The organism is Saprospiraceae bacterium (assembly GCA_016713025.1).
In the GTDB taxonomy this organism is placed as follows: Bacteria; Bacteroidota; Bacteroidia; order Chitinophagales; family Saprospiraceae; genus OLB9.
The window spans coordinates 807,147-826,121 of record JADJPZ010000003.1 but is presented as its reverse complement, the minus strand read 5'-3'; the positions used below and the strand labels follow the sequence as shown (position 1 = coordinate 826,121).

Sequence of the window (18,975 nt, the reverse complement as noted above, 5' to 3'; positions counted from 1 at the left end):
GCCTATCTGCATCAGTCAAAACTCAGAGATCACAATTATTTTTATCCTGCTTCAACATTTTTTTTATTGAAGCATACACAAGTATAAGAGATTTATATAGGTAAATAACTTTTATAAAACTTAATGATACTTTTAATTATTTACTTTTGCAAATCCTTTAAAATATTAAAATAACTGATAATGGAAAACAATAAAGTGAATGGCGAGAGCAAATGCCCGTTTTCAAATGGCATGCTCAAGCGCAGTGCAGGAGGTGGCACTACCAACAGGGACTGGTGGCCAAATCAAATAAAATTAAACATCTTAAGGCAAAATTCAGCGTTGTCCAACCCTATGGATGAAAAATTCAACTATGCTGATGCATTTAAATCATTGGATCTCGCTGCTGTCAAAAAAGACATCTACGACCTTATGACTACATCTCAGGATTGGTGGCCGGCAGATTATGGTCATTATGGACCGTTTTTTATTCGTATGGCCTGGCATAGTGCCGGTACCTACCGTATTCATGATGGACGCGGAGGAGCCGGAGCAGGTACACTCAGATTTGCACCACTCAATAGCTGGCCGGACAATACCAATCTCGATAAAGCCCGATTGTTACTCTGGCCGATCAAAAAGAAATATGGAAATAAGATCTCCTGGGCCGACCTCATGATATTGACTGGCAACTGTGCACTCGAGTCAATGGGATTCAAAACTTTTGGTTTTGCAGGCGGTCGTGAAGATGTATGGGAACCTGAAGAAGATATCTATTGGGGATCTGAAACAGAGTGGCTCGGAGACAAAAGATATTCAGGAGATCGCGACCTTGAAAATCCGCTTGGAGCAGTACAGATGGGTCTCATCTACGTCAATCCTGAAGGGCCAAATGGTAATCCTGATCCTATCGCAGCAGCCAGAGACATACGTGAGACATTCGGTCGTATGGCGATGAATGATGAAGAGACAGTAGCCCTTATAGCAGGTGGTCATACATTCGGAAAGACCCACGGTGCCGCAGATCCATCCAAATATGTGAGCAGAGAACCGGCTGCCGCATCTATCGAGGAGCAAGGAACAGGCTGGCACAATACCTTTGGCAAAGGAAATGCAGAAGATACCATCACAAGTGGTCTTGAAGGTGCGTGGACAACCACACCTACCAAATGGAGCAATAACTTTTTCTGGAACCTCTTCGGATATGAGTGGGAACTTACAAAAAGTCCTGCAGGTGCTCAGCAGTGGATACCTAAACACAGCATGGGTGCAGGGACGGTTCCTGATGCCCATGATCCGGCAAAAAAACATACTCCCATTATGTTGACCACAGATCTTGCATTGAGATTTGATCCCGCTTATGAAAAAATATCCAGAAGATTTTTTGAAAATCCGGACGAATTCGCTGATGCATTTGCAAAAGCATGGTATAAACTTACCCACAGAGATATGGGACCTAAATCAAGATATCTCGGTCCTGAAGTACCTGCGGTAGATCTGATTTGGCAAGATCCTGTTCCAGCTGTTACATACCAGTTAGTAGATCAAAAAGATATCGATGCTCTGAAGCATAAAATAATGGAAAGTGGACTTACTGTGTCACATTTGGTTTCGACAGCCTGGGCTTCAGCATCCACTTTCAGGGGATCGGATAAACGGGGTGGCGCAAATGGTGCACGTATCTGTCTTTCTCCGCAAAAATACTGGAAGGCCAACAACCCAACACAATTGACAAAAGTACTCGATACCCTTGAAAGCATCAAGACATCGTTTAATGATGCCCATAAGGACGGCAAACAAATCTCAATGGCTGACCTTATAGTTTTGGCAGGATGTACTGCTATCGAAAAAGCTGCTACGGCTGCAGGAGTGAAGGTATCAGTGCCATTTACACCCGGCAGAACAGATGCTACTCAGGAAATGACTGATGTAGAGTCTTTTGCAGTATTGGAGCCGGTAGCAGATGGATTCAGAAACTACAGGAAGAATAGCGTCAGGACTTCCACTGAAGATATGCTGATAGACAAAGCACAGCTTCTCACACTTACAGCACCTGAGATGACTGTATTGGTAGGAGGTATGCGCGTTTTAGATACCAATTTTGACCATTCAAATCATGGTGTCCTGACCCATAAAAAAGGAACCCTATCAAATGACTATTTCGTCAATCTCCTTGATTACAATACCGGTTGGTCAGCTGTGTCTGATGAGAAAGAGATATTTGAAGGTAAAGACAGAAAAACCGGAAAAGCTAAGTGGACTGCAACAAGAGCAGATCTGATTTTCGGATCCAATACGGAGTTGCGTGCACTGGCAGAGGTTTATGCATGTGATGATGCCAAAGAAAAATTTGTTCACGATTTTGCAGCAGCATGGCACAAGGTTATGAATCTGGACAGATTTGATATCAGTTAGATTTTAATGATCATTTTTATACAAAGAGCAGCTCATTTTTCAAATGTGCTGCTCTTTTAGTGTTCTCAGCAAGGGTAACAACTTGGTGATCAACGAAGAGCAAATGGAAAAGATTTAACCTTAACATAACACTAGGTTATTGCAATTTTTATCCAATAAAATTTTTTTTGGTATAAAGTCGATTTTTATTCTTCATTCTTTTCATGATATTTCAGTCCTTTCTCTAATTTTTCAATAGATTTAGTCATTCGTCTTGCTTGAGCTTCCAGGCTTTTTGCACCATAAACATAGTCAACGTATTGCTTTTGACTAGTAGCTGACATCTTTTCAAAATAGAAATGTGCTTCCGGGCTTTCAAGGAGACACAACCAAAAATCATTGGGAATGACGACTTCGCTGTGATCTTCATAGAGGGTGATTTGTACCGTATCTCCAACTTGTTTTTTGATCTTTTTGCGAATTTCTGCTTTTATCGGTAAGAACAGTTTATGATCTGCAGTAGGCCATAGTTTATATTGGTTGATCTCAAAGCTGTCAATAAAACCTTTTACCACAAACCATCCAAATGGTAGCCCGGTTTTGGAATGTACAGGTGGGAGTAGTACATAGGACCAGCCACCTTTCATGTCCATCTTTTGAATGACAAATTGGCCTTGGATGATCGGATATGATTTGGACATTTTAATAATTAATATAGTTCAAAGATATCATTTTATTTCTTTACCAGCCAATCCAAAAACTCTATTTTGATGAAGATTTATAAACTAAAACTGTATGAAACCTGAAGACCGACACATCAAAAATCGCAAACATTATGTACCAAGAAGCACCACAATCAAGATGGTTTAACTTAGGTGTAAATCAAGAGATTTGGGTTTTGACGATAAAATGATTAACACATTTAGCTTCCCTGACAACTTTTTTAATAGTCGAGTAGCTGAACAAAATGAACCGATTATTTAGAAGTCATTTTCATAATATTGTATATTAAGGCAATAAAAACTAAATGCACGCTTCATCATTGGTAATGTTTGAATGAAAATTTCACAATTTTTGCAGTCTAATTTGATGTAATAGTACCTGAATTCTTAGAGTTTACAGCACAGTGTAAAAGAAAACAGTTCATTATCTGCGCCTCCCTATTCCACCCATGTCAAAAACCTGAGAACTACAACCCTGAGACAATCAGGAAAGTCGCTGCAAAACTGATAATGGCATATAGTTCCGGAAATACTGCCAGTACCATGGTTTTGCCAAATAAGTCAAATCCTGAACCTATACCCGAAATACCGTGAGCACATATTTGGCCTTGCTTGATGGCAGATACAAGACATACTACGCCAAGTGCTATACCGCATGCGAGTATAGAAATACCCTGAAGCATAGTGATATTATCATTGAGTATACCACTGGTATTGATGATAAAAAAACCTCCAAAGCCGTACAGACCATGAGTACCTGCCAGAGCACTCAATAGCATGTAACTACCAAAAGCGTTGCTGTTTTTTTTGAGGGCACCTATAGATGCACTGCCTGCTATCGATACACCCACAGCACTCCCTATACCCGATAGGGCTATCATCAGTGCCAGGCCCATATATGCCAGAATTATTGCTGCTCCCATGATTTGATCATTTTTATTTTTAAATACAGTTATAAATAAAATTCGAAATAAAATCAATGTCGTTTAGTTGAGGCATCTTTATGAAGTCTTTCCCTTGCAAGGGAAAGATTTAGATAAGGTAAAAACAAAGAAAAATTCCTTATCTAAACGACATTGAAATAAAATACAAAAATCAACATTATTTTTATTTACTATCATTTTTAAAGTATGACTTATATTACATTAAGAGATGTTTTTTATCATCTGAAGTTTTCAAAACGAACCTTAATATTGTACTTTGATTTTAATTGTAACATAAATTTTTTATGGAAGACAAAATAAAAGATCTTACAGACAAAATCTATCATGAAGGTGTCGTCAAAGCTAGAGACGAAGCTGAAAAGATCATGCATGAGGCCAGACACAAAGCAGATGGCTTACTGGCAGATGCTCAGAAGCAAGCCGAAATGATCATCTCCAAAGCGACCTCGGATGCCGAAGAAGTTTCATCCAATATCAGAGAAGAAATCAAACACGCAAGTAATCAGGCCATCAATATCATTAAACAAAAGATCGGCGAACTGATCACTTTGAGTATCACTGACCGACCTCTCAAAGAGTTGGTCAATGATCAACAATTCATATTGGATACGGTAAAATTGATGATGGATCAGCGGGGCGCATCTGGAGATAGAGAAAGTATCAAACTGATCCTGCCTGATTCTCTGGACAAGGATGCCACTGATGTCATCACCAAAAAAATACACGAACTATTTGGTAATAAAATCATTATTGAACTTTCACATAAGCTGAATAGTGGATTTCGTATATCACCTGAAGGGAGTAATTATCTGATTTCATTTACTGAAAAAGATTTTTCAAGTTTTTTTTCCCAGTTTTTAAGGCCCAAAACCATCGGTATATTATTTGGAGATGCTGGCTAATCAAAGGAAATATTATTATCTTGTCACGGGTCTTCCTGACATCTACCTTGGGCAAACCTCAGGCCTCATAGGTTTTGATGAAATGCTGATGCAAATCAAAGAAGAACTCCATCCTGATGATATAAAACAACTTGAATACATTTTTCTGCCTTTTGACAATCTGAATCTGCTGAATCTCTGTTTCAGAAATAATAAGCCCTGGCATTCTTTAGCCAACTATAGCCCTGAAGAGCTGAAAAACGGGATTGAAGATTTGCAAAATGGTTTTCCGGTGTATTTGTATGAGTTTTATGACAGGTACCTGAAAGGGGATTTATTTCTGGAAGACTATATCTGGGAACATCGGTTGTCAGAAGGATTTTTTGAGTATATCTTCGCTCATACCAACGGTTTTTTGCGAGAGTGGTATCAGTTTGTGATAGATTTGCGAAATATTCTGGCAGCATTGAGTGCACGCTACCATGGGTATCCGCTTGAACATCAGCTGGTAGGCAACAATGAAGTGACAGACAAACTTCGTTCAGGTAAGACTTACGATTTTAATCTGGGGTATGATTTTCCTTATATAGATATGCTTATAAAACTGCATGAACAAAGGGATTACTACGAATTGGAAAAGCAGATTGATTTCATCAGGTGGAACAAAATTGAGGAGTTGACAGAATATTCTTATTTTGATTTTGATAAAATCGCAGGTTTTGTGATCAAATTTTCAATTACTGACAGATGGGTGAAATACAACAATGAAAAAGGAAGTCAATTGTTCTCCTCAAAAATTACTGAAATGGGACAAAGTATTAAATTTTCAAAAGAGTTTGAAGTATGACATATAAAAAGTCTGACAAAACAAGAGGCAAGGTAAAAGGCATCATTTCCAATCTGGTCATAATAGAAGCTGATGGTCCATTCGCACAGAATGAGATATGTTATATTAATGCCGGCGGTACGCTCCTGATGGCTGAGGTTATCAAAGCAGAAGGTAAGCGAGCTTTTACTCAGGTATTTGAAAGTACCAGGGGACTCAGTATAGGCGCTGACGCTGAATTTACCGGCCATATGCTGGAGGCAACACTCGGTCCCGGATTACTCTCAGGCAATTATGACGGTCTGATGAATAACCTCAATACCATGGAAGGAATATTCATCAAAAGGGGAGACTATACGCCTACCCTGGATGAGTCAAGGCTCTGGTCATACAATCCCATCCTGCATGAGGGTGACAATGTAAGTGCCGGCGACTGGATCGGAGAGGTCCGGGAAAACAGCATCCTGCATAAGATTATGGTACCATTCATGCTGGAAGGTGACTATATCATAAAAAAAATATCACCCGCAGGAGACTATACCATAATGGACAGCATCGCTGTCATCACTGATGAAGACGGAAGAGATTTTTCTGTCACCATGGTACAAAAATGGCCCGTAAAAAAAGCACTAACCTTGTATAAAGAAAAGCCGAGACCATTTACAATGATGGAAACCGGCGTAAGGACGATAGATATTCTCAATCCGATGCTGCAAGGTGGTACAGGATTTATCCCTGGCCCTTTTGGCAGCGGTAAGACCGTATTGCAGCAGAGCATCTCACGACAGGCAGAAGCAGATATCGTCATCATAGCAGCATGCGGCGAACGTGCCAATGAGGTTGTGGACTTATTTACCGAGTTTCCTGAACTCGATGATCCATGGACAGGCAGAAAGCTGATGGAGCGGACCATCATCATAGCCAATACTTCCAATATGCCGGTAGCAGCACGTGAAGCGTCGATGTTTAGTGCTATGACACTCGCAGAGTATTACAGGTCTATGGGACTTAAGATTCTGTTACTTGCGGATTCTACATCGCGGTGGGCGCAAGCACTCAGAGAGATGTCCAACAGATTGGAGGAACTACCGGGTCCCGATGCTTTCCCTATGGATTTGCCGTCGTCCATCTCCAATTTCTACAGCCGGGCAGGCTATGTATATCTGAAAAATGGGAAAATAGGTTCTATCACATTTATGGGTACTGTATCTCCGGCAGGTGGTAATCTCAAAGAACCTGTCACAGAGTCCACCAAGAAGGCAGCCAGATGTTTTTATGCGCTTTCGCAACAGAGAGCAGACTCAAAACGCTATCCTGCCATAGATCCCATAGATAGTTATTCAAAATATTTAGAATATCCCGAATTTCAAAAGACACTTTCCGATACAGTATCTGCCCAATGGTCCGACATGGTCAATAAACTGAAAAATAAACTGATCAGAGGCAGAGAAGCTAAAGAACAAATCAATATTTTGGGAGATGATGGCGTTTCCGTTGACTTTCATACTACTTTTTGGCAGAGTGAAGTGATAGATGCAGTCCTGCTCCAGCAAGATGCTTTCGATCATGTGGATGGACGTACTCCTATGAAAAGGCAGCAATATATGACTCAGTCTGTCCTTGACCTTACAGAGACACCATTTTTGTTTGATTCCTTTGACAAGGTGCAGCCTTTTTTCAAAAAAATCATAGATAAATATAAACAGATGAATTATTGTGAATTTGAGAATGAAGCATTTGGAGCTTTTGAAAAAGAAATAGCGGCATTGGTAGATGATTGTAATAAAGTATCTTAAAAGATTCTGAATATGAGCACACAAATTTTTAAGAAAATATATACAAGACTTGAAAAAATAACCAAGGCTACCTGCGTAGTGAGGGCAGAAAATGTAGGTTACGAAGAGTTGGCAACTGTGGATGGCAGAGCAGCACAGGTAGTTAAGATTTTGGATAGTGAAGTCACCCTGCAGGTATTTGAAGGTACAGAAGGTATCCCTACAGATGCAGAAGTGATATTTACAGGAAAGCCACCTACACTCAAAGTCAGCGAAGATCTTGCAGGCAGATTTTTTAATGCATACGGCAAACCCATAGACGGTGGTCCTGAAGTAGATGGAGAAGAAAGAGAAATCGGTGGCCCATCAGTGAATCCCGTAAAAAGAAAGCAACCATCAGAACTGATAGCTACCGGGATTGCGGGTATAGACCTCAACAACACCTTGGTCACAGGGCAGAAAATTCCGTTTTTTGCCGATCCTGATCAGCCTTACAATCAGGTGATGGCCATGGTGGCATTGAGAGCCAAAGCGGATAAAATCATACTTGGGGGCATGGGATTGCTCAATGATGATTTTTTGTATTTTAAAAATGTATTTGAAAATGCAGGAGCACTGCATCGTATCATCAGTTTTGTCAATACTACTGAGGACCCGCCTGTAGAGCGATTGCTCATACCGGATATGGTACTGACCGCTGCAGAGTATTTTGCAGTGGAAAAACATGAAAAAGTACTCGTTTTGCTGACCGATATGACATTGTATGCTGACGCCTTGAGTATAGTATCCAACAGGATGGACCAGATTCCTTCCAAAGATTCTATGCCTGGTTCATTGTATTCCGACCTGGCTAGATTGTACGAAAAAGCGGTACAGTTTGAGTCAGGAGGCTCCATCACCATCATCGCAGTGACCACACTTTCAGGCGGAGACATCACCCATGCTATACCTGACAATACGGGTTATATCACTGAGGGACAATTGTTTTTGAGACGAAATACAGATATAGGCAAAGTGATAGTAGATCCGTTCAGAAGTCTTTCCAGGCTTAAAAATCTCGTCATCGGTAAAAAAACCAGAACCGATCACCCTCAGGTCATGAATGCGGCTGTCCGATTGTATGCAGATGCGGTCAATGCCCGGACCAAACAGGAAAACGGGTTTGACCTAACGTCGTACGACAAAAGATGCCTTGACTTCGCACGGGAGTATGCCGACAAGTTGCTTGCTATAGATGTGAATATCGATCCGGAACAAATGCTGACGACAGCATGGGAACTGTTCAGTGTATATTTTTCCAAAGAAGAAGTAGCCATCAAAAAGGATTTTACAGATCTTTACTGGCCAACCAAATAATGATGATCATAATGGAATCGCAGGCTCTGGTTTAAAAATAAATTTTGTGTCAAATGGCAATTATTTTTCAATATAATAAAACATCGCTTCAGTATCTCCAAAAACAAATGGATACCAGATTGAAAGCATTGCCTGTACTCAAAAACAAAGAATCTGCTCTCAGACTGGAAGTAAAAAAGGCAAAAAATGAAATCCATGACATAGATCTTGTCTTAGAATCAGAAAAAAGCAAACTGCGGGAGATGGCAGGACTTTGGCAGGATTTTGACATGTCTCTTATACAGGTTGAAAATGTAATCGTCGAGTCCACCATGCTGGCCGGAGTGAAAATCCCAAAACCTGCGGACATACATTTTAAGATTAAAAATTTCGGTCTTTTCAGTAAGCCGCACTGGTATGGTGACGGTATAGAAATATTGAAGAATTTATCTTCCATCGTGATAGACAAAGAATTTCTGACTCGTAAGATGTTACTGCTGGACAAAGCAAGAAAAAAAACGACTCAAAAAGTCAATCTATATGAAAAAAATCAAATTCCAGAGTATGATCAGGCCATAAAGAAGATCAAACGATTCATGGAAGATGAAGAAAATCTGGCTAAATCATCTCAAAAGATATTAAAAAACAAACTTCAAAATACAACGGAATCATGATTGTCCCGATGAAAAAATATCATTTTTTTGTTTTTCATAAAGATCATACCGGTTTTATTGAAGGCTTAAAAAAATTGGGCGTCCTGCATATCATCCAGAATGAAGTGATGGTATCACAAACCGTAGTTGAACTCAAGGATAAACTCAAAAAAATAAGAGAATCTATCCAATATCTGCATAGCTATAAAATTGAAAATTTTCAGTACAACAGTGACAATATCATCCAAAAGCCAGAAGATATCTTAACCAAAATAAGCGACCTTCAACTCGAGAAACAACAATCTGACCTGAAGCTCCAGAATGTAAGTAAAGCAATCACTTATGCTGAACCATGGGGACTTTTCAGTCCTGAAACCCTAAAAAATCTGCGGGCTGCAGGGGTCAATACCTGCATGTTTTCGTGTGCAGAAAAGGACTTTGATCCATCATGGGCAAAAGAATATCGACTTGAAATCATCAATGTCAGACGTCCTCATATCTATTTTATCATCTTTTTGCACAATGAAGAGACTGCCGATATAAAAGCTGATCTGCAATCGTGGCCGGAGCAGCCAGTCGTCACACTCATGGCTGATAAAGACAAGATACTTGAGAGACTTCAGAAGATCAACAATGAGCTGGCTGAAATGAATGACTATGAAATTGATTGTCTCAGGCATTACGAACAGGAAGTCTATACGCTGATGCAAATCCATGAAGTCCATGACCAATCCATGCGGCTCAATGATGAAAAGGTCATGTTGCTGAGTGGTTTTGTGCCGGATTCAGCTGAAGAAAGCCTGCAACAGTACTGTGAAGACGAAAAAATCCTAACAATCCATACACCGGTCAAACCCACAGATAATCCACCAATATTTCTTAAAAACAACAGGTTTTCAGAGCTTTATGAATTTATAGGCAAACTATACAGCTTCCCATCATACTCTGAACTGGATCTTACTCCATTTTTTGCACCGTTCTTTATGATGTTTTTTGGACTCTGTCTTGGAGATGCAGGTTATGGCTTGCTGATCCTGATAGGGGCTACATTGTACAAAAGAAGGGCCAATAGGGCATTGCACTCTTTACTTTCACTTGGTCAGTGGTTGGGTTTAGCTACTGTGATTTTTGGCATCGTCACAGGCACTTTTTTTGGTCTGAACCTTTTGGGTGATAAATTTGCCTTTTTAGGTTCCCTCCGCAACATCATGCTGGATAGCAATCAGATATTTAATTTCGCATTGGTTCTGGGTTTTATACAGATTATTTTTGGACTTGGTATACAGATAGCCAACAAAGTCAAGCAATACGGCTGGAAGTATGCAGTCACCCCTTTGGCCTGGATATTCATGCTTTTTGCTATTGCAGATATGTCTATTCTGAAGTTGACAGGACCCGCATCGATGTATGTGATATACGGCGCGATAGGTTCTATTTTACTTTTTAATGATCCTGATTCAGGGATTTTGCCCAATATCGGTAAAGGAATATGGGAACTCTATGGCATTACAGGTTTTGTAGGTGATTTGCTCAGTTATATCAGATTATTTGCACTGGGAATATCGGGAGCAATCCTGGGATTGGTGGTCAATGACATTGCGTTGAGAATGTTGAGCATAGACTGGATAGGGCCAGTGCTATTTATTGTATTTCTCATATTTGGGCATGGACTCAATCTGATGATATCTACGCTTGGTGCATTTGTTCATCCTCTCAGACTTACCTTTGTGGAGTTTTATAAAAATGCGGGGTTTACAGGTGGTGGCAAGGAGTATAAACCATTTGGTGGTAAAGTTTAGCTACAATTTTAAAACCTTTTTTACGTAGGTTTTTTTATCGGTTTGAATGTTGACTATATACAAACCGGGCGATAGATGACTCACATCGGCTTCAAAATTATTTTGATTGCCTGCAATAAAACTGAAAGTATAAATCCTGCCTAGACAGTCTGTCAAATGTGCTTTTGGAGCTTCAGAAGTTTCTTCCTCCATAGTGATAGAAATAGTTTCTGAAGCAGGATTAGGAAATATCGTCAATTCGCCTGTACTTTGCTCATCCGTGTTATTGACATTGATGTACCATACATTATCAAGATAGTTGATTCTGTTGGCTATCCACCATTTCAGCCAATTCACTTCTTCGTTGTAAGATTTTCCGATATAGTAGTTGGGCCATACGTATTTGCCCATTACAGGCCATTTAGTAAAATTTCTAACTTGCGGTCCTGCAAGCAGGGATGAGATAGAGTCTACTTTTTGATTTATTTTTTCCAACGAAAACTGATTTTTCTCAAGTGTTGCCATCGTCTTTTCAAGCTATCATAAAAGTCCGGATCGTCAAGAAATTTTTTCCACCAGAAGTGAATGACCCATCCGTCATTAGGACATACTTTGTTGAAGTCTTGTATCACCAGACCTTCAGGATTCCCTTGAGTGCAATAATCTACATTGCCAAATCCAAGATTAAAGTCCCATACCGGTCCTAATTTAAGCTTTCCTCCATCGCTGTCTCTTTCTTTGTAAAAAAATGTACTCAATCTGTAGCCATCAGGATTTTTGGTCAATTCATTGATGATGATAAAATCCATAAGACTATTGACATCAATGTATTTTCGGTATCCACTGATGATATTCTTGTAGTCATTGCTTGCTATCACATCCTCTACATTATGTATATGATTTTGTATATAGTTTTTTTGAGCATCGGTAATATTGTCTACAGAAGGATATTCATATTGAAAGTATGTGTTTTTCAGTGCACCCGTGAAAGGTTTGTACCTGGAAAACCATCCTGACCGGCTATTGGAACCCGTAGTTTTGTCCAGTTTGATGATATACCCACCCGTGAGCGCATCACCTGAATTGTCAGTCACTTCCATCTTTGAGATATCTACTCTGCTTTTATCTCTTTTGATTTTTTCAATCAGGAGATATATACCCATGTAACTATTGTTGAGTACCAACTCACAGTATCTGACTCTTGGTGCATACTCCATGACAGATCCGGCGAGAATATAAGCCAATCCGTCTCTCATCAGTGATTTATCGTTATAGGTAGCATTGAGTGTCCAGTCGCTTTCTTTGGGCATTCCGAGTAAGGATACATCCAGGTCTTCTCCGGTATTATCTCTCGTTTCAAAACCGTAGGGCTTTTTGGGGAAAGACTGTGAAGTAGAACCTCTTAATTCGATACCCACTTTTCCGTTGTAATTATTTTTTGGGTCCATCATCCTGTTGATTTCTCCAGCCCCATTGTAGATGATGCCCATATCAGCAGTTATTTTGGGTTCATCAGAAATGGACTGCCCATTGGTGTTGATGGTGATGATGGGCAGATTGGACGATGTGAAATTGACCTGTGCCATACTGTAGAGGCTTGCCAATAGTATCATTGCACTGTGAAAATATCTCACTTCTTTTGTTTTTATGTAAAGGTACACTGTCTTTACTCATATCAGTACTTTTAGTTGAAATATTTATGTCTATAAATCATTTATTTAACACTAAGTATAATTATTTCAGTAACATAAGAAGCTGATAACGTGTTTTTTTATTAATATTATCTTAAAATACTTGACAGATTTAAAAAAATAATTTAACTTTGAGTTAAATTTTTAAAACTCACATAAAATGTCAGCAACATTAACAGAAAAAAAAGTATTGAAAGGCGGTGAATTCCTTGTAAAAAATTCTTCACACATGGAGATGTTCATACCTGAAGAATTTAATGAGGAGCAGCTCATGATCAAAGAAACTGTAAAAACTTTTGTTGAACAAGATATTTGGCCGCATACAGAACGTATTGAAAAGCTGGAAGAGGGATTGATACCTTCACGTCTGGATATATTTGCATCTTTGGGACTATTGGGTACTCATATGCCTGAGGAGTATGGCGGAAGCCACTTGGATTATATCACTAATACACTCATCGGCGAAGAAGTAGGCCCTTCAGGTTCGTTTTCTGTAAGTTACAATGCTCATACAGGTATAGGCATGCTACCGATTCTGTATTATGGTACAGATGAGCAGAAGACAAAATACCTTCCCAAACTTATCACCGGAGAGCTGAAGGCGAGTTACTGTCTCACAGAACCATCAAGCGGATCAGATGCACTTGCCGCAAAATCTACAGCCGTACTGAATGCAGAGGGCACACATTATATCCTCAACGGTCAGAAGATGTGGATCACCAATGCCGGATTTGCTGATTTGTTTACAGTATTTGCACAGGTGGATGGCAATAAGTTTACTGGATTTCTTCTGGAAAAAGGAATGGAAGGTTTTACTCTTGGTGCTGAGGAAAAAAAGCTGGGTATCAAAGGATCTTCTACGAGACAGGTATTTATGGAAAATGTAAAAGTACCTGTTGAAAATCTTCTTGGAGAAATTGGAAAGGGCCATTTGATAGCATTTAATGTGCTGAACACAGGTAGATTTAAGTTAGGTGCTTCATGCCTTGGTGGTTGCAAAAAAGTAGCTGACGAATCACTCAAATATGCATTGGAAAGAGAACAATTTAAAAAACCCATTGCATCTTTTGGTGCTATACAGTATAAACTGGCAGAGCAAGCTATAAAAATTTTCTACACGGAGTCAGCAATATACCGCACAGCCCAACTCATTCAGGAAGCAGAACATGAATTTCTGGAAACCGGAAAGGACTTTCCACAGGCAAAACGCGATGCTGCTGAAGAGTATGCCCTTGAATGCTCAATCATAAAAGTAATCGGGTCTGAAACCCTCGACTATGTAGTAGATGAAGCAGTGCAAATCTTCGGTGGCATGGGATACTCTGAAGAAGGTTCTGTAGCAAGAGCATACAGAGACTCGAGGATCAACAGAATATTTGAAGGTACAAATGAGATCAATCGTATGGTTATCCTTAGTACAATCCTCAAAAGTGCAATGAAAGGCGAGCTTGACCTGATGACACCAGGCATGAAAGTTCAGGATGAACTCATCAATGGCACAGCTCCTGAGTTTAGCTTTGAGGGAGCGTATGCGCAGGAATGGACTGCTGTAAATAATTTTAAGAAAATACTGATCATGCTACTAGGTTCGGCAGCACAACAGGCAATGTCCGGAAAACTTGACCTGAAAGGTGAGCAGGAAATCCTGATGAACCTTGCAGACATCATTATCGAGATATTCAATACTGAAAGCACATTGATGCGTGTACAAAAAATTGCTGAAAATCATCCTGAAAAAAATCTTGACGTATATAATGCAATATTGGAGACATTGATATATGATGCCACAGGTCGTATCACAAAACAAGCTACCGATGCCATAGCCTCATTTATTGCTCCGGAAATGCAACCTGGATTCGTATCTGGCTTAAGAAAATTTACTAAATACCCATTAGTCAACATTAAAGAATCCAGAAGAAAAATCGCAGATACTCTGGTCCAATCAGGAGGATATTGCTTCTGATTCAGAGGAAAGCGAGTGGTTTTTGATTGTATAAAGTGATTCCCATTGTTAAAAAATTGGGGATCACTTTGTTTTTTATAGCTGTTTTTTTTATACTCAAAATAAATTGGTTTGCGATATTGTATTCATTTTGAGTAAGGACGAAGCGAAGCTTGTCTTTAAAGACATTTATCGTCTTTATAATTGCGACAGAATTATTTTTATAATAAAGACATGAGTCCCATCGTCTTTAGAAAAATAAATTCTCGTCGGTATATTTTGTAATCATGGAGGGTCTGAAAGGGAGCACAGTGATATGAAAAGAAACATTGATAGGCGGTCTCAAGAGTAGCTTTACAGGCTAATGAAGGAGTGTGCATCCCTACCTTGTCTCGGTAGCAAGGGTAAAGAAGGGATTTTACAATTTGTGCATTTTGTAATACACACTGTCTGCCATTTATTCAGGAAAATTTGTTCAAAACTACTACCTTTGTGACTCAGGTCTTTAACTCATAACAAGGAGTCGGATCTGAGGGCTGATATGAACATTGTAAAAATTAAGGAAATTTTCATTAAAGAAGTCACTGTAGAGTTCAGGCAGAGATTTGCTGTCGGTGGTATATTCCTCTTTGCGGCGACTACAGTATTTATGATATTTAAATCTTTCAATCAGATCAATCCGAGGGAATGGACCATTCTCATATGGATTATTATGCTATTTGCTGGCTTGAATGCTGTGGTGAAGAGCTTTTTGCAGGAAAAAAAGGAAACATATCTTTATTACTATACACTTTTTGATCCGATAGATCTCCTTTTATCCAAGCTGTTGTACAATTTTGTATTTTTATCCATGATTTTTGTGGTCATTCTTTTATTTTTTGGAATATTTTCGGGTTTCCCTGTCAAGGATATCTCACTTTTTACTATAGGTTCGTTAGCTGGAATATTTGGTATTTCGGTGGTTTTTACTTTTGTTTCGATCATATCAGCTACCGACAACAGCAATTCGACATTGATGTCCATTTTAGCTTTACCATTGGTACTTCCTATCGTACTGCTTTTATTGAAAATCTCAGCAGTAAGTGTCAGATTGCTGACGGATACTGCAGTGATGCAGGATGTTTATTTGCTTTTGGGAGTGGATAGTATTTTATTTGGAGCAATGATCATGTTGTTCCCATCATTGTGGAAGTCTTAACACATTTAAATTTACAAATGGAGTCGGAACTTCCTTATATTATCAAATTATAAAAATGAGCAATAGAATGAAAGGATTATGGTGGAAATTGAGCGGTGTAATCATCTTTTTATATGTCCTTGCGGGTGGAATGACCATCGCTTTAAAGCCCGGAATCACCAGCGCACAGCCCGGAAATGCAGATAGCGGAGATAGCATAACCATTGCAGTATCAGGATATAATACCCATTTTTTGTCTGCGACACATCACCGTGCATGGCTGAAGTTGGATTCAATCAATGCGGTAAGTGCCACAGCCATCAAAGCGGAATCAGAAAACAATATACAATTATCATTTAAGATTCCTGATCTTTTTCCGGGAGTGGAAAGAGTACAACCATTGACTTTGATCATGGACAACGAAAAAGATGGTGTCTTTGTACAGCCTAACGCACTATTTGTGCGGGTCGGAGATAGTATGCTTGTAGAGAAAGTAGATTGGCAGAGTGCCGGATTGCATGATTTTAATACTATTTCAGGTGTAAGGTTTCCATATAGAAATATCCTCAATGAGACTATCAGAAATACTTTTTTCCATGTCGCACTTTGGTTTGCAATGTTTGTGTTGTTGATGGTGGGATTATATCATGCTGTGCAATACCTCAGAACAGGCATATATGATCATGATATCCAATCATCCTCCTTCAATAGGATTGCTATCATGTTTGGAGTGTTGGGATTGATCACCGGATCTATCTGGGCAAAATTTACTTGGAACACTTTCTGGACCACAGATGTCAAACTCAATATGACAGCCGTAGCCATGCTGATTTATTTGGCATACCTGGTGCTAAGAGGATCATCATCAGACCATGATAAAAGAGCCCGGATTTCGGCTGCTTACAGCATTTTTGCATTTCTGGCACTGATCCCGCTGGTGTTTGTCATCCCGAGGCTGACAGATAGTTTACATCCCGGAAATGGTGGCAACCCCGCGTTGGGAGGCGAGGACCTCGATAACACTTTGAGACTGTTTTTTTACCCTTCGATCATTGCCCTTATCTTGCTTGGTACATGGATGGCTGCATTACTGACCAGATACGAAAGAATCAAGGAAAAGATATTGCAGCAAGAGTAATGTTATTGCTTCCCTGCGTTATTATCTATTTATTTTGTTCTATTAGCACTTGATTCATTTTGACCACATTTACCTTCAAAGTAACGGGTACTAATGGTGTATCAAGTGTGTCGGTAGCCACATTGCCGATAGCATCCAGTACTTCCAATCCTTTAAATACCTGACCAATGATCACGAAATTGCCATCCAACCTTGGTATTCCTTCTTTGTTGTGGACTATATAAAACTGACATCCGGCAGAAAGTTTTTCAGGGTTGTCATCACGGCCTATACCGACTGCACCATAGACATGCCTGAGACTGTCATGAAATTCCGGTTTGATAAGGTATGGTGACTTACTGAAGCCTTCTGGAGTATCGGGACATCCTCCCTGGATTACAAAATCTTTGATGACCCGGTTGAATGTCAGGGTATCCCAATAATGTTCATTGGCAAGTTTTATGAAACTGGCTTTATGATTGGGTGTCAGGTCCGACAATTTAAACAGCATATCACCCATAGGAGTTTGGATCTGACCTACGTCATATGTGATTTGACTCTTTTTACCTTGAGAACAGGAACTAAGAAAAGCTATTGTACAAAACAAAAATAAATATTTCATAATATTGGACTTTAAAAGTGTGAAAATACAACGATATACCATATAAGATTTAGAATCGGGAAGTAAATTTCCAAAATATCACAAAAGTTACTGTTTACTTACTTACCTTTGCGGCTCAAAAATTAAAATTAAAATGAGTCTTCTTACAGTTGGAACAGTAGCTTTTGATACGATAGAAACCCCTTTTGGCAGAGCTGAAAGAGTCATAGGAGGTGCGTGCACTTATATCAGTTGGTCGGCTTCTTACTTCACCAATGATATTCATCTTGTATCCATAGTAGGAGATGATTTTCCGGATTCTGAGCTGAAAAGACTTGTAGAACGAGGTGTGAACTTAGAAGGTTTGAAAATCGTAGATGGTGGTAAATCTTTCTTTTGGGAAGGGCGATATCATAATAATATGAACAGCAGAGATACCCTGGTGACAGACCTCAATGTATTGGCTGATTTTGACCCCATTCTTCCTGAAAAGGCCAAATCCAGTAAGTATGTTATGTTGGGCAATCTGACACCGGCTATTCAAAGAAGTGTCCTTGATCAGCTCGATGGTACGCAGAAACTGATAGCCTTGGACACTATGAATTTCTGGATGGACATCGCTATGGATGAACTCAAAGAAGTCATTTCGCGCATAGATCTGCTGACGATCAATGATGAGGAAGCACGACAATTGTCAGGAGAACACTCATTGGTCAATGCGGCAAAAGTGATACACCAAATGGGACCGGAGTATCTGGTGATCAAAAAAGGAGAACACGGTGCATTATTATTTTGTGATGAAGATATTTTTTATGCTCCGGCATTGCCATTGGCGCAGGTTTTTGATCCGACAGGTGCAGGCGATACTTTTGCAGGTGGTCTGATGGGTTACCTTGCAAAAACCGACGATACATCAATGGAGAATATGAAGAGGGCGATCATTGCAGGGTCTGCCATGGCATCATTTTGTGTAGAGGATTTCAGTCTCAACAGACTACAAAACCTGTCTTTGCCTGAAATAAACGGAAGGTTAGAGAGATTTAAAAAACTGATGCATTTTGACTTGGGTTGATAGCTGTGTGGTTTTTCTCTCAGTCAGATATCAACGGACCAGAATCTATTCCAAAAAAGACTGATGCACATGACTCGATCATGCTCAA

At 39.6% G+C, this 18,975-nt stretch carries 16 protein-coding genes; 11 read left to right on the top strand and 5 right to left on the bottom strand.

The window, feature by feature from the left end:
* Window positions 1–180 precede the first annotated feature (180 nt).
* Window positions 181–2,394 (top strand): catalase/peroxidase HPI, encoded by a 2,214-nt coding sequence (gene katG / locus IPK35_06290; protein ID MBK8052884.1) that lies wholly within the window; start codon window positions 181–183, stop codon window positions 2,392–2,394.
* A 185-nt stretch (window positions 2,395–2,579) separates the two neighbouring features.
* On the opposite strand, the gene IPK35_06285 is transcribed toward katG, so the two are convergent.
* Window positions 2,580–3,074 (bottom strand): DUF1905 domain-containing protein, encoded by a 495-nt coding sequence (locus tag IPK35_06285; GenBank protein MBK8052883.1) that lies wholly within the window; start codon window positions 3,072–3,074, stop codon window positions 2,580–2,582.
* Between the two features lie 488 nt (window positions 3,075–3,562).
* Entirely contained in the window at window positions 3,563–4,018 is a 456-nt protein-coding gene (locus IPK35_06280) for a V-type ATP synthase subunit K (GenBank protein MBK8052882.1), read from the bottom strand.
* 305 nt (window positions 4,019–4,323) lie between these two features.
* Between IPK35_06280 and IPK35_06275 the strand changes: the two genes are divergently transcribed.
* The 6 genes from IPK35_06275 to IPK35_06250 are packed head-to-tail and all read left to right on the top strand — an operon-like array spanning window position 4,324 to window position 11,308.
* Entirely contained in the window at window positions 4,324–4,941 is a 618-nt protein-coding gene (locus IPK35_06275; protein ID MBK8052881.1) for a hypothetical protein, read from the top strand.
* A complete protein-coding gene (locus IPK35_06270) occupies window positions 4,931–5,767 on the top strand; it encodes a DUF2764 family protein (protein ID MBK8052880.1) in 837 nt (278 codons plus the stop codon). The genes IPK35_06275 and IPK35_06270 overlap by 11 nt, the downstream gene beginning before the upstream one ends.
* Window positions 5,764–7,542 (top strand): V-type ATP synthase subunit A, encoded by a 1,779-nt coding sequence (locus IPK35_06265; GenBank protein ID MBK8052879.1) that lies wholly within the window; start codon window positions 5,764–5,766, stop codon window positions 7,540–7,542. Before IPK35_06270 ends, IPK35_06265 begins: the two co-directional genes overlap by 4 nt.
* A gap of 12 nt (window positions 7,543–7,554) precedes the next feature.
* Complete coding sequence (locus IPK35_06260) at window positions 7,555–8,877, top strand: V-type ATP synthase subunit B (GenBank protein MBK8052878.1); 1,323 nt, start codon at window positions 7,555–7,557, stop codon at window positions 8,875–8,877.
* Window positions 8,878–8,930: 53 nt separating this feature from the next.
* Window positions 8,931–9,530, top strand: coding sequence for a V-type ATP synthase subunit D (locus IPK35_06255; protein MBK8052877.1), 600 nt, complete (start codon window positions 8,931–8,933; stop codon window positions 9,528–9,530).
* 8 nt (window positions 9,531–9,538) lie between these two features.
* Window positions 9,539–11,308, top strand: a complete 1,770-nt coding sequence (locus tag IPK35_06250) for an ATPase (GenBank protein ID MBK8052876.1) — start codon at window positions 9,539–9,541, stop codon at window positions 11,306–11,308.
* Here IPK35_06250 and IPK35_06245 read toward each other — a convergent pair whose 3' ends face one another.
* Both IPK35_06245 and IPK35_06240 read right to left on the bottom strand, forming a co-directional pair.
* Window positions 11,309–11,782, bottom strand: coding sequence for a T9SS type A sorting domain-containing protein (locus tag IPK35_06245; protein MBK8052875.1), 474 nt, complete (start codon window positions 11,780–11,782; stop codon window positions 11,309–11,311).
* A complete protein-coding gene (locus IPK35_06240) occupies window positions 11,770–12,921 on the bottom strand; it encodes a CotH kinase family protein (protein ID MBK8052874.1) in 1,152 nt (383 codons plus the stop codon). Before IPK35_06240 ends, IPK35_06245 begins: the two co-directional genes overlap by 13 nt.
* A 217-nt stretch (window positions 12,922–13,138) precedes the next feature.
* Here IPK35_06240 and IPK35_06235 point away from each other — a divergent pair, with 217 nt between their 5' ends.
* The 3 genes from IPK35_06235 (at window position 13,139) to ccsA (ending at window position 17,235) form a co-directional block, all read left to right on the top strand.
* Window positions 13,139–14,941, top strand: coding sequence for an acyl-CoA dehydrogenase family protein (locus IPK35_06235; GenBank protein MBK8052873.1), 1,803 nt, complete (start codon window positions 13,139–13,141; stop codon window positions 14,939–14,941).
* 520 nt (window positions 14,942–15,461) lie between these two features.
* Window positions 15,462–16,118 (top strand): heme exporter protein CcmB, encoded by a 657-nt coding sequence (locus IPK35_06230; GenBank protein MBK8052872.1) that lies wholly within the window; start codon window positions 15,462–15,464, stop codon window positions 16,116–16,118.
* Window positions 16,119–16,575: 457 nt separating this feature from the next.
* Window positions 16,576–17,235 carry a cytochrome c biogenesis protein CcsA gene (gene ccsA, locus IPK35_06225; protein ID MBK8052871.1) on the top strand — a complete coding sequence of 220 codons (660 nt, stop codon included), beginning with the start codon at window positions 16,576–16,578 and terminating at the stop codon, window positions 17,233–17,235.
* 25 nt (window positions 17,236–17,260) lie between these two features.
* Here ccsA and IPK35_06220 read toward each other — a convergent pair whose 3' ends face one another.
* Window positions 17,261–17,836 (bottom strand): peptidylprolyl isomerase, encoded by a 576-nt coding sequence (locus IPK35_06220; GenBank protein ID MBK8052870.1) that lies wholly within the window; start codon window positions 17,834–17,836, stop codon window positions 17,261–17,263.
* 133 nt (window positions 17,837–17,969) lie between these two features.
* Between IPK35_06220 and IPK35_06215 the strand changes: the two genes are divergently transcribed.
* Complete coding sequence (locus IPK35_06215) at window positions 17,970–18,887, top strand: bifunctional hydroxymethylpyrimidine kinase/phosphomethylpyrimidine kinase (GenBank protein MBK8052869.1); 918 nt, start codon at window positions 17,970–17,972, stop codon at window positions 18,885–18,887.
* The last annotated feature ends 88 nt before the right edge of the window (window positions 18,888–18,975 follow it).

Bases quoted from the DNA above. Each gene is read 5' to 3' on its own strand.
- IPK35_06230 (MBK8052872.1), top strand. From the start codon at position 15,462: ATGAACATTGTAAAAATTAAGGAAATTTTCATTAAAGAAGTCACTGTA.
- IPK35_06250 (MBK8052876.1), top strand. From the start codon at position 9,539: ATGAAAAAATATCATTTTTTTGTTTTTCATAAAGATCATACCGGTTTT.
- IPK35_06280 (MBK8052882.1), bottom strand. From the start codon at position 4,018: ATGGGAGCAGCAATAATTCTGGCATATATGGGCCTGGCACTGATGATA.
- IPK35_06235 (MBK8052873.1), top strand. From the start codon at position 13,139: ATGTCAGCAACATTAACAGAAAAAAAAGTATTGAAAGGCGGTGAATTC.
- IPK35_06285 (MBK8052883.1), bottom strand. From the start codon at position 3,074: ATGTCCAAATCATATCCGATCATCCAAGGCCAATTTGTCATTCAAAAG.
- IPK35_06260 (MBK8052878.1), top strand. From the start codon at position 7,555: ATGAGCACACAAATTTTTAAGAAAATATATACAAGACTTGAAAAAATA.
- IPK35_06215 (MBK8052869.1), top strand. From the start codon at position 17,970: ATGAGTCTTCTTACAGTTGGAACAGTAGCTTTTGATACGATAGAAACC.
- IPK35_06265 (MBK8052879.1), top strand. From the start codon at position 5,764: ATGACATATAAAAAGTCTGACAAAACAAGAGGCAAGGTAAAAGGCATC.
- IPK35_06255 (MBK8052877.1), top strand. From the start codon at position 8,931: ATGGCAATTATTTTTCAATATAATAAAACATCGCTTCAGTATCTCCAA.
- katG (MBK8052884.1), top strand. From the start codon at position 181: ATGGAAAACAATAAAGTGAATGGCGAGAGCAAATGCCCGTTTTCAAAT.
- ccsA (MBK8052871.1), top strand. From the start codon at position 16,576: ATGCTTGTAGAGAAAGTAGATTGGCAGAGTGCCGGATTGCATGATTTT.
- IPK35_06220 (MBK8052870.1), bottom strand. From the start codon at position 17,836: ATGAAATATTTATTTTTGTTTTGTACAATAGCTTTTCTTAGTTCCTGT.
- IPK35_06275 (MBK8052881.1), top strand. From the start codon at position 4,324: ATGGAAGACAAAATAAAAGATCTTACAGACAAAATCTATCATGAAGGT.
- IPK35_06270 (MBK8052880.1), top strand. From the start codon at position 4,931: ATGCTGGCTAATCAAAGGAAATATTATTATCTTGTCACGGGTCTTCCT.